Annotated in this window: 6 protein-coding genes and 2 pseudogenes; all 8 read right to left on the reverse strand. The window is 48.3% G+C overall.

Going from position 1 to position 10,258, the window contains the following annotated elements; translation table 11 throughout:
* Positions 1-3 precede the first annotated feature (3 nt).
* The 8 genes and pseudogenes from CRI63_RS09560 to cas1f all read right to left on the reverse strand — a co-directional run bounded on the left by CRI63_RS09560 (position 4) and on the right by cas1f (position 9,702).
* Positions 4-686: pseudogene (locus tag CRI63_RS09560) on the reverse strand (fimbrial assembly chaperone).
* 55 nt (positions 687-741) lie between these two features.
* Positions 742-1,284, reverse strand: a complete 543-nt coding sequence (yehD, locus tag CRI63_RS09565; RefSeq protein ID WP_130205269.1) for a fimbrial protein YehD — start codon at positions 1,282-1,284, stop codon at positions 742-744.
* Positions 1,285-1,665: 381 nt separating this feature from the next.
* Positions 1,666-2,220: a type I-F CRISPR-associated endoribonuclease Cas6/Csy4 gene (cas6f, locus tag CRI63_RS09570; RefSeq protein WP_135519350.1), complete on the reverse strand. Its 555-nt coding sequence runs from the start codon at positions 2,218-2,220 to the stop codon at positions 1,666-1,668.
* A gap of 10 nt (positions 2,221-2,230) precedes the next feature.
* Positions 2,231-3,233: pseudogene (gene csy3, locus CRI63_RS09575) on the reverse strand (type I-F CRISPR-associated protein Csy3).
* 10 nt (positions 3,234-3,243) lie between these two features.
* Positions 3,244-4,167, reverse strand: a complete 924-nt coding sequence (csy2, locus tag CRI63_RS09580) for a type I-F CRISPR-associated protein Csy2 (RefSeq protein WP_130215669.1) — start codon at positions 4,165-4,167, stop codon at positions 3,244-3,246.
* Positions 4,164-5,468 carry a type I-F CRISPR-associated protein Csy1 gene (gene csy1, locus CRI63_RS09585; protein WP_135519353.1) on the reverse strand — a complete coding sequence of 435 codons (1,305 nt, stop codon included), beginning with the start codon at positions 5,466-5,468 and terminating at the stop codon, positions 4,164-4,166. The genes csy2 and csy1 overlap by 4 nt, the downstream gene beginning before the upstream one ends.
* A 20-nt stretch (positions 5,469-5,488) precedes the next feature.
* Positions 5,489-8,722 (reverse strand): type I-F CRISPR-associated helicase Cas3f, encoded by a 3,234-nt coding sequence (cas3f, locus tag CRI63_RS09590; RefSeq protein WP_135519356.1) that lies wholly within the window; start codon positions 8,720-8,722, stop codon positions 5,489-5,491.
* Positions 8,719-9,702: a type I-F CRISPR-associated endonuclease Cas1f gene (gene cas1f / locus CRI63_RS09595; RefSeq protein ID WP_135519359.1), complete on the reverse strand. Its 984-nt coding sequence runs from the start codon at positions 9,700-9,702 to the stop codon at positions 8,719-8,721. The genes cas3f and cas1f overlap by 4 nt, the downstream gene beginning before the upstream one ends.
* Between the last annotated feature and the right edge of the window lie 556 nt (positions 9,703-10,258).

Consider the following 10,258-nt stretch of genomic DNA (forward strand, 5'->3'; position numbering starts at 1 on the left):
GATCTATTTGACGGTTTTTACTTTTTCACTCAAATAGTTTCCATTATCATCAATAAGTGTAATTGTATATTGATTGATGGCTGAGGCTGTGGTTATAGTCTTATCTGACCAGGGGGCTAATAACAACGTTTCCTTATTTATCTTTGCATTCCCGGTAAACTCAGGAATAGTTATCCAGTTTGCGGAGTTGTTTTTGATATTAACACCGCCATTGGCATGTTTAATACTCAGACGACGAAAACTTTCTTTATCCACGCCAGTAAGCCCTTCAGGGCGGTAGATAAATTTAATACGGTTTTGCATGGCGAATTTAATGCCATTCTTATCTTCTAATTCGGGGCAATTAGGTGGGATGTCTAGCACATTGAGGAAGAACAGGCTTTCGCGATCTTTTGGTAGTGTATTCGCCAATTTTTTTGATTTTGAGTTGTTGCCCTTCCCCCCCTTTTACGTGAGCGACCGGTGGCGTCAACACAAACGGAACATGAATTTTTTCTGGGGGTAGGCTGGTATCGCCATCATCAATCCATGACTGAACCAGGGCGCTACGATTACCTTCATTCATTAACTGAACGGTAATCTCTTTTTTCTGTTCTGGATAAATAACACGAGTGCCGTAGATATAGACCACCCCCCCACGCAGGCGTGACCATGCCGGCCAGCAAGAAGGCTATAAATTTTTTCATGATAACAATCCTTGTTATTGAAAATCGGCGACCGAAGCCGCCGATAAACACGGTATTAATCTGTCACGACAGTCATTGTCAGGGCAGATTTAACATCACCCGGGGTCACTGTTTCACCAGACTTTGCATATTTTGCACTAAAGTTAAGCGTATACAAACCATCCACACCTTGTCCATTTAATTCAATAACACCATCCTTTGTGATTTTCTCTTCGTTACCATTATTAACATAATAGACAGCAAACCCTGCGCCATTATCCGAAGCAGTATTAACCGTAATATTGTTATTAGAGTCAATGAATTGAGAACTGGAAAACGTAATTCTTGGCGTTTTATCTCCAACACATTGAACTTTTAGAGGCACGGTAGTTGTATTTGAATAAGTATCAACGGTATTGCCAACAGCTACATTTTCAAATTGATCAGCACCAATTTCGTTCATAGCAATGGTTGCAGTACTACCGTCGATAAATTGACAAGTAGTTCCTGCAACTTTACCGGTAATAATCAACTCGCCCTGTTGATTCCCTTCTGCAAAAGCCCCTGCGCTCATAAAAAGAGAAGATAATACTGCAACTGCAATAATTGAACGTTTCATAGTCTATTCCTTAACTAATTTATTCCAGGTGATTAAGAGTCTTTGTCCTCTCGGAAATGAATTTCGCAAATTACATTTGCTATCGCAATGTAAACAAGTTGTTTTCGTGATTCAAATCAAATTATAAAAAACACATAACCAGCAAAAAAATACCCACAAAAACATTTACCTTGTTTACTATTCGGCATTATTTGATGTCATTACAAGGTAGATTAATACGTATAATTAATTGCGGATTGCTTGTTTTAAATAAATATCCATATACTGATGAAAGTGTAGGGCATTGAATTCTTTATTCTATTTCCAGCCAGAAATCGGCTTTTCAATAGACAAAAAGACCTGACTGTAAAGCCAGGTCTTTTATACATTACAACTAACCAATCAAAACCAGGGAATAGTAGCGGTTGCGCTTAATCCATAACTACTGAATACCCCTTTAACCGGTTCTATACGCAATTCCCCGTGTCGGATAAACAACTTGAACTGTTGCTGACTCGACAAACTCTTCATATTAAGAAAAGGTAAGTCGGTCCGCTGTTCAGCTTGCGTCGCCAGTCGCTCAATCGCCTGTTCTTCAGTAAGCCAGCCTTTTTTCACTGAACGCCTTAACAGACGCTGGGGGTTACTTTTAACCTGCACACGGCTTACTACTCGCCAGCCCTTTATGTCTGGAACGGGGGTGACAGGTGAACATTGGCAATAGTCCGTAAGTCCTTTACGCCACGCTGAGGCTTCAAGCGCCTGTAATGCCTGAGCGCTACCATGCAAGCGTAAACGCGCTCCTGGCATAACATTTACGTCCGGGAAACTCACGCCGATATCGCCTTGCCCTCTTGCACCTAATGCCCGATGCAGTTTGGCAAATAACGCTGCCATCAACATTTCGCTCGAAAATTCAGGATCTGGCAGAACGCGGATCTCAAGGTAGTGATCCATTGGCAGCTCCTTATTCCGATTTCTCACCAAAGACACCGCCGCGGATCAGCACAGCCATCACGTAGTGCTGCTGCTCAACGTCTGGTTTCATCCCTTTGGTCACCCAATTGTCCAGTAAGGTATAAAAATCGAGTTTTTCTTTCGGTTGACGGCAGGCCACACCGCGACTGGTTACAGAACCGTAAGGTTCCACGGCGATAGCACCTAATTCATCCACTTTTGGATGCCAGGTATCGATGGTACGTAAAGCATTGCCAATCTTCTGAGAGTGGATACCAGCAATGCCAGCTACCTGATATAACACACGACTTTTTGCTACTGTTGCTGTCGAGTACCAGCTCCTGCGACGGGAAAACTTCTTGCCCGGCACCAAGGCGAACCTGCGCTTCAACGGTAAGCATCACCCACTCTTTTCCGCTCAATCCTTGTTCAATCGTTGCCGCCAGTTCTGTGACGCTACTCTGGCCCTGTTCAAATTGACGTAAAGAGAAGTCATGGCTGTTAAAAGTCCATGATTTGTCGTTAGCGGTGACTTTCACCTGAATTTGCTCGGCACCGATACGGTTACGCCACAGAAAACGACCATTTGCCAGATTCAGGGCATAGCGAAGCGCCAGCTCTTTAAAGCCATGTTCACTGATATAACCTTCAATAACGCCGGAAAGCGCCTCCTGATAGGTCATATCATTACATACTGAAGGTGAGGATAAATTACCCAGCACGCGCAGCGTAAACATCACTTTTAACGTATCCGCATCAACCGGAAGCGCTGCCACGTCTACCCGCTGCAAGTTGGCTTTTTGGATTTCTGCATTCAGCTTTAACTCATTACTGGAAATTGCATCTTTCAGGCGATTGGAGATGGTTCCGCGAACGGCTTTCTCCTGAATCTCAATAGGTTGCCATTCATTTCCTTGCCAGTTACCTGCGTACATCACCGCGTCAGAGGTTGCCAGTTTGCGCTCAAATGCCAGTACTGACGCCGTTTTTACTGCTACAGGGGCCTTTGCCATAATTATGTCCTTATTCTGTATCGTCATCTTCATTAATCGTAGGGTCGTCAACGACTGGTATTGCCGAGCAATAGTAGCCAGTGTCCGTTGTACGGTAACGCCACATCAGCGGTTGCAAGCCAGTAATACGATGTAATCCGCGCCATTCGCCAATGCCATAAACGGCTTCGGCAAAGGCAAATGGTGTCGAGGTATCGCGCGCATTTTCAACTTCACCGGGTGCGTAAACAGGAGAAATGCGTTGGTAGCCACACATTAACGGTACCAGGAAACCAGGCATTGGCTTCGGCTGGTATACCCATTGTGCGCTGTTGTCTTCTGCCGGAGATTCGGCCTGATATTTAACGGCAGCAAAATCAAGCCAGGCATCAAGCAACGATATATCGGGATGTTGTTGGTGATGTTCAGCCAGCCATTCACTGCGATCGTAAAGCGCATAGCCAGGCATTAAACGCCAGATGATTTTACGCAGTTGCTTTTCATCTTCAGGCGCATGAAAAAGCTGCGGTTCGCGCATGTCAACAATGCTGCCGCCCGCCAGTTTATGGCTCTGGCAGAGCATTTTCAGATGGTCGCAAAGGGCTTTTCTGCCATATTCACCATTGGTAATTTCGCCATTACATTCAACCAGCAGAGAAACCGTCAGGTGCATACGGCCCTCTTCATTGAACGAGGCGGTTTTACCTTCTCTGGTTAATGGGTTACGGGTGAGAGCGAATTGAAAATCGCGCCCGGAGCTGTACGCCTGAATATGCTGTTCATGGCTTACTACCGCACAACCGTCAAAACTTACGCCAAATTCATCCACGACTTTTCGAGAAAGCGCATGAACATAACCGAGAAAATGGGTCATCGACGGGAATCCCCAGGTCAACCCGGAGACGGCGTTAGCGTTTTCGATGCGTACATGGGGTAACAAGAGCAGATAACTCATTTCAGCGCCTCCTGCAAAACGGCTTCCATTTCACGCATCCGTTGAGTAAACAGGGACTGACTGCGCCACTCCCTTTGCTCGACAGCACCGACATCGAAATGGGCTTTTTTCAGGCGATAGTTCAGCCAGCGCGCGAAATCATCGGCTACCGTCTCTTGCCAGTCGTTTTTCTCACGCTCCTGTTTGAAAGTCTCATCTGAGAGGCTTCGCCACGGATCCAGCCAAAGTTGTTGGTGGCGAGGTAAGTCTGGTGATTGCGCGGACCATCCCTGCCATTTTTCTTGCTGAAATGAAGAGGCCTGCATGAACAGCAGATCAATCAACTCATCAATATATTTCGCCCGCGCAGTTCGGATATGAACATTATTTATGTCAACCTTCAGCAGGTAAGTCATCCGGGCTATGATGCCTGAAGCCGCCCGATTGAAATCGCCGCGTAGGGAAAAAATACTGCGCATGTTTTGTGGTGCGCGATCCAGCGTCGCCCAGGTGGGCGGCATTGACGGCAACAGCCAGACACGGCCACCACGCACACTATTGAGCAAAGAAATATTCTGCGGTTTTGTGCCGCCAAAATGCATTTCGGCAAGATTAGGAAACCAGATATCTGGCTGGGAGTGCCATTTTCCTGCTTTGCGGGCATCGCGAATGGCTTTCGATTCCTCACTAAAGCGAACGGCGGTTAGCTTTTCATACATCGCCTGCGCCAGCGAACTGGAAAACAGCGGGCAGAGCAGATGATAACCATCCGCAACAGGGAAATAGATTTGTTTTGCCAGTTTATGGCTGGCAGGCCGTCCAGTTGTCCATGCCTGGCTAAACCCAGCTACCCACTGCTCCAGTTGCGCTTTATCCTCTGCAAACGTACTTAATACCTGATAATCACCACGCTTCAGGCTGGCAAGCAGTGAATCTCCGTTCACATCGGTTTGTAGCAACTTTGCGACGTCAAGTGCGGCGGCGTTACCAATCGCGTCAGTAGCGACATTCGCCAACGATGCCGTGTTTAAATAGCTTTCGTTAGCGGAGGTTTCCAGATAAAAGCTACTGGCTTTAGAATCACCATGACTGAATTTAGCGCCATGAGTGACTAATTTGATTTGCCCGGCACGTTTCGCCGCATCCGTTAACCAGTTACGTGGCAAGTAGCGTGCTTCAAGTTCCTGTCGCTCCAGAGCAATGATGCTGGCGTCCTCGCCCTGTTCCAACCGCTTTGCTGCTTCTTTTTCAAAGGCTTCGATTTTGGGTTGCCTTCGCGAAGCGATGTAGTCAGTTATAAAATCCACTAAATTATTGTTCAAAAGATTCCCTCCTTATTTTTTCACAGGTTGCGAAACACACCTAACCAGGGGTGATAACGCCAGTCATTGACCGCATCTTCTTCACTGGCCGGCACTCTCACTTCCGCAAACTTTTCCCCAACGTTTGCTATCTCACAACTTTGCTTATCAGCTAAATTCAACAAAACGTGTTGGTAATCCATCACGCCCCAGCAAGCGACGCCGCTGGCGCATCTCACCTCTTCTCGCCTGAAATTTCCTTGCGCTTTACGCTCGTTGTCGCCCGTACGGGAATAGAAACGCGCTTCGCTTTCTTCATCATCCATATGCAGAAAAAACACCGCCTCCGGCAAAGGGGAATAACGAAATGGCGTCTGGCGCTGCATCCAGCCGTTCCAGCTTAGCGGTGCACGCCACCATTGCGCCGCCACCACATGTTTGCTTTTACTGCTCATCAATTCGGCGGATAAACGACTATGTTCTAGCTCCGCCAGTTTGTTGGCATTATTGGCAGACAGGATCCGCGGCAAGGCGTTAATCGTCCGGTAGTCCGCGATCGGAATCAGTTCGCAAATATCGTGGCTATTCAGCAAGTGTTCTTTTGTTTCGAAACCAGGCTTACAAAATGCGGGGGCTTTTTTCTGCAATGATTTGATATTGCTACGCAAAATAACCAGATTCTCACTGGTCGGCACATTTCTACGGTGGCGCTGAATACGTCCGGCAAATTGAATTATCGAACGCATGGAGCTTGGTTCGATAATTCCCCAGTCCGCATCCCAGTCACGCCCCACTTCGATAACCGATGTCCCCAACACCACAAACAGATGGTGTGATTCCGGACGGTTATGTAAAGCATCTGCGATATCTTCGTTGTTCCAGAAATCGAGTTCGTTATGACGAGTAAACGCGCGATCCAGTCGCCTCTCAATATCTGAACGCACCGCCAGCGGATGTCGGGAGTGGTAAACACAGTAATGAATGCAGACATCTTCTGGTGAAGGAATGGCAATCAGGGCTTTAGTCACCGCAACCAGTGGATTGATATTCGCGAAGCGCACCAGGCCCAGCGAAACGGTTTTACCGCTTTCGTGTCGCTGGCGATGCGCCTGATGCAACTTCAGCATTTGCGTATGCACCGTCTGGGCCACACTTTCGCTAACGTCTTGTATCGCGCTTGATGCAGATGAAATTGAAGCAACACGTCCGAAATGCAGTCGCTCTTTTTCAGCCAGCATCACCGCTCGCCGTGCAACAAATTTTGCATGTGCATCACGAAACCCAGGCCCGTCGCAAATTTGCGTTGCATCAGCATCTTTTTCATCAAACCAGGCACAGCAGATATTGACGGGCCTGCCGTTGGTACCACAAGACGTCTGCCACATTTTACGCCCGGCGAGATAAGCCGCGAACAACGCCTGAATCAGCCCTTGAGGTAGCGTCGCCGAGGAAAGTAATACCCGCGTTCCCAGCATCCCGGCCCAGTTCATCAAGCGACATACCGCATGAAGATCGGCAATATCAAAGTCATCAGGTTCGTCGAGCACTAAATCGCTGGTTAACAGACGCAACATCGCCGGAAGCTGTTTCCCGCCTCGCACACCCTCGGTCGCGGAAATAAGATGATCAATCGTCGAGACCAGAATCGGCGCGCTCACTAACTCCTTAAGTTTGCTGTCATCCTTCAACCATTTTTCCAGCGCCCCGGTATGCAGACTGCCTTCGTACTTAACGAACTGTTGCTCCTCTGTTGGCGGCTCTTGCGAAGCACTTCCGCAATCATTGTCTATTTTTTCCTGCTGCCACAGTTGCTTAACTGCCGCCGAACCAATCAGTACCGCCAGCTCATCCTCACCCAGTCCAAGCCGACTGCGCAGAGCATCGCCGGTTTGCAAGGTTAGCGTGCGCAATCCCAGCGCAACGGTAAAGCGGCACCCTTCTCGCTCGTCGGCAAGTGCATACATAATGCGGGCGTTCGCAAAGGTTTTACCACACCCCGTCGAGGCCATATTGACGCCGAAAAATCCCTCTTCACGACTTCGTTCACGTAGCGCTCGCGCCACATCCCAGGCTTTATCTTGCCAGCGATATTTCACATCTGTGGCCCGCTGGCTAAAACCTTTATGTCGGGCAATTGCCGGAAGCGATGCCCGTGTGTGCATCAGTTGCCGCCCAAGCAGATACGCATGATGCGCGACGCCCACAAGGTGCTCGTCTACCCGTTGTTTGAGCGTGCCACTTTGGCGATCGCTATTTGCCCAGACGATATATTCCGGGTCCTGCCATTTTTGCTGCGCGTCATTAGATGAATAGTAGTGATCGGCAAGCATCAGGCAAAAACGCGCCATATGTAAGGGGAACAACTGTTCCATCTGCCCGTATGTCTTTAAACCGAGCGCGTTGCTTGCCCGGCGAGAAATCTGACGCGCTTTTTCCCGCCAGCTCGCGCTTTGAAGCGGCGTTCCTGATGGAAACTGCCAGACTTGCTCAAAATCCTGTTGCGTCCAGTCATTTTTGCGGTGGTTAACGGCATTCCAGTCAGCATTCAGTTGCTTCTCCAGCCAACTTTCACACCCTTTGCATGATTGTTCCGGCTGTGAAGAAAGATTCTCCGGCATTCGATGATGGGAAAGGATCAGCCAACCTACCGTCCTGGCTAGCGGTTGCAGCGAACTGAATGGACTATTTGAAAAATGAGGTGTGTCTTTTTGTAGACGTTCAAGAATCGCAACTTCATCATCTGCCGTTAATTCCCCGAGTTTCTCCAGCCACACATCGTCTGGCTGTTCACCAACAAACGCCTGGAAAAGCCGCAATGAGATCCATTCATGTCGGTAAGGTTGATAACTTCGTGCGCTCTTATGGGTCAGGCTTTGCTGAAAGCTGCGTCCTGCTTTACCAAAATCATGAAACAACCCGGCGATAGCCGCCAGCAGCGCAATGCTCTCCGCGCATTGCCAGCGATTTTCTTCCTTGTTCACCAGGCTGGTTTGGGTTGTTCGATTCGTGGGAACGCGTCCCTGTGCATTAAAACGACGAATATTACCCACAATCCACATCAACTCCATTTGCCCGTTCTTTTTCAGCCAGTGACATGCCACTGCGGTATTTCGCCTGGCAGTTTTGCGCAGTAAACGGCGGAGTGTATTAACGCCTTCCAGAGTAATCACCGTTTGCCATGCGGCATCACCGGTGCGTTCAGCAAACTGATCAATAATACGGCAGCTTTCCACGCGGGCGTTTTTTGTACAGCGCGAGATAATCAGTACATTCATTGTTCACCCTTAGCCAGTGCCTGGGCCGTATCTTGCAAAGAGGTGATCATGACATCCAGCGCATCTGCTTGTTGAAAGATATTGATGCAGCGTTGACGAAACTCCTGAGCATCTTCTCCCGCCATTGCGGCAATAAATGCTTGTGGCATAACCAGGGCATCTTTAATCAGATCGGCAAGGTCAAAAACGAGGCCGCCGCGACGTGTTTTACCGTGCATTACTGCTAAACCATGCGGGATCCCGGTTACCCACGCCGCCACTGCCGCCAGCCCATAAGCCAGATAATTACCCTGATCGAGAAAGCGGTTGGCCATATCAATCCCACCGACCCGTTTTGCGCGAGTAAAGTCGCCATAGCCCACGGTTTGGCTCACCATTTTGTAGAGTGCTTTGGTCAATTTGGCCTCTACGAGCATAAGCTGCGTATGGTTTTCTGCCGCGTCTATTTCTTCACGAGTACGATTTAGTAGGATCTGCAGTGCATTAGCATCAGGCTGAAAGGCGTGTTCACGCTGCATTTTCGCGCTGGTCCAGTGCTTATCGATATGTGTCAGGCGGATTAACTGAAAACGTTTCGCGGCGGCAAGTCGTTTATCTTCAGCAAACCAAAAAGAAACCCACTGCTGAAGATATTCAGTAGGACGATATTCGCTTTGCGGACTGAGCCAGGAGACATCAACATCAACTTCATTTGCCGAATACAGCGGCGTGCCATCCGTACCACAAAAGCCCACCATCACCCCGGCATGGGCAAATTCACGCATCGCCGCCTGAGTAACGGATGTTCCCATCCCCAACATCAATGCCGTGGTATTCGCAATGGGGATATTCCAGTAGTACGACTCCTTACCTTCACTGGTAACATATTCCACTCGCCCACCATTCACCTGCACCCGGCATTTTTCCAGATAATAAATATTGGCGCGTTTAGAGTGGAGAATGGTTTTGAGGTCAGATGGAGTAAGGTAATTGGAAGACATAAACACATCCTGTGATTATTTTTTATTTGAAGGAGTTAGGATTAGTACAGCATTGATTTCTGTGTGAGAAATTGATTTCTATCGCAATTATCACAATTGTTATTGCGTGTTGTGGCTAATGGTTCGGAGTTGAGAGTGTCATGGCACGACCAAACGTCTAACACTATCGTAGTGTGAATACTGCCTGTACGGCAGTGAACATGATTACGGGGCTAGGCATAAACCTTATGAATTTCTAAGCTGCCTGTACGGCAGTGAACACTTGCAAATGAAACGCCGGACTAATCCACATTTTCTAAGCTGCCTGTACGGCAGTGAACATCGCGGCCCGCCTGGTGATTGAACCGGTTGATTTCTAAGCTGCCTGTACGGCAGTGAACGTTCGGGATTGTCAGAAATATGGCAGTTTTGATTTCTAAGCTGCCTGTACGGCAAGTGAACGGTGATTTTTTCGACCCAGATCGCCTGGCNCCTTTCTAAGCTGCCTGTACGGCAGTGAACCGGTCTTGGTGACGTGTACTGAACAGAAATCATTTCTAAGCTGCCTGTACGGCAG

It is taken from the genome of Escherichia sp. E2661 (assembly GCF_004745185.1).
Classification (GTDB): domain Bacteria; phylum Pseudomonadota; class Gammaproteobacteria; order Enterobacterales; family Enterobacteriaceae; genus Escherichia.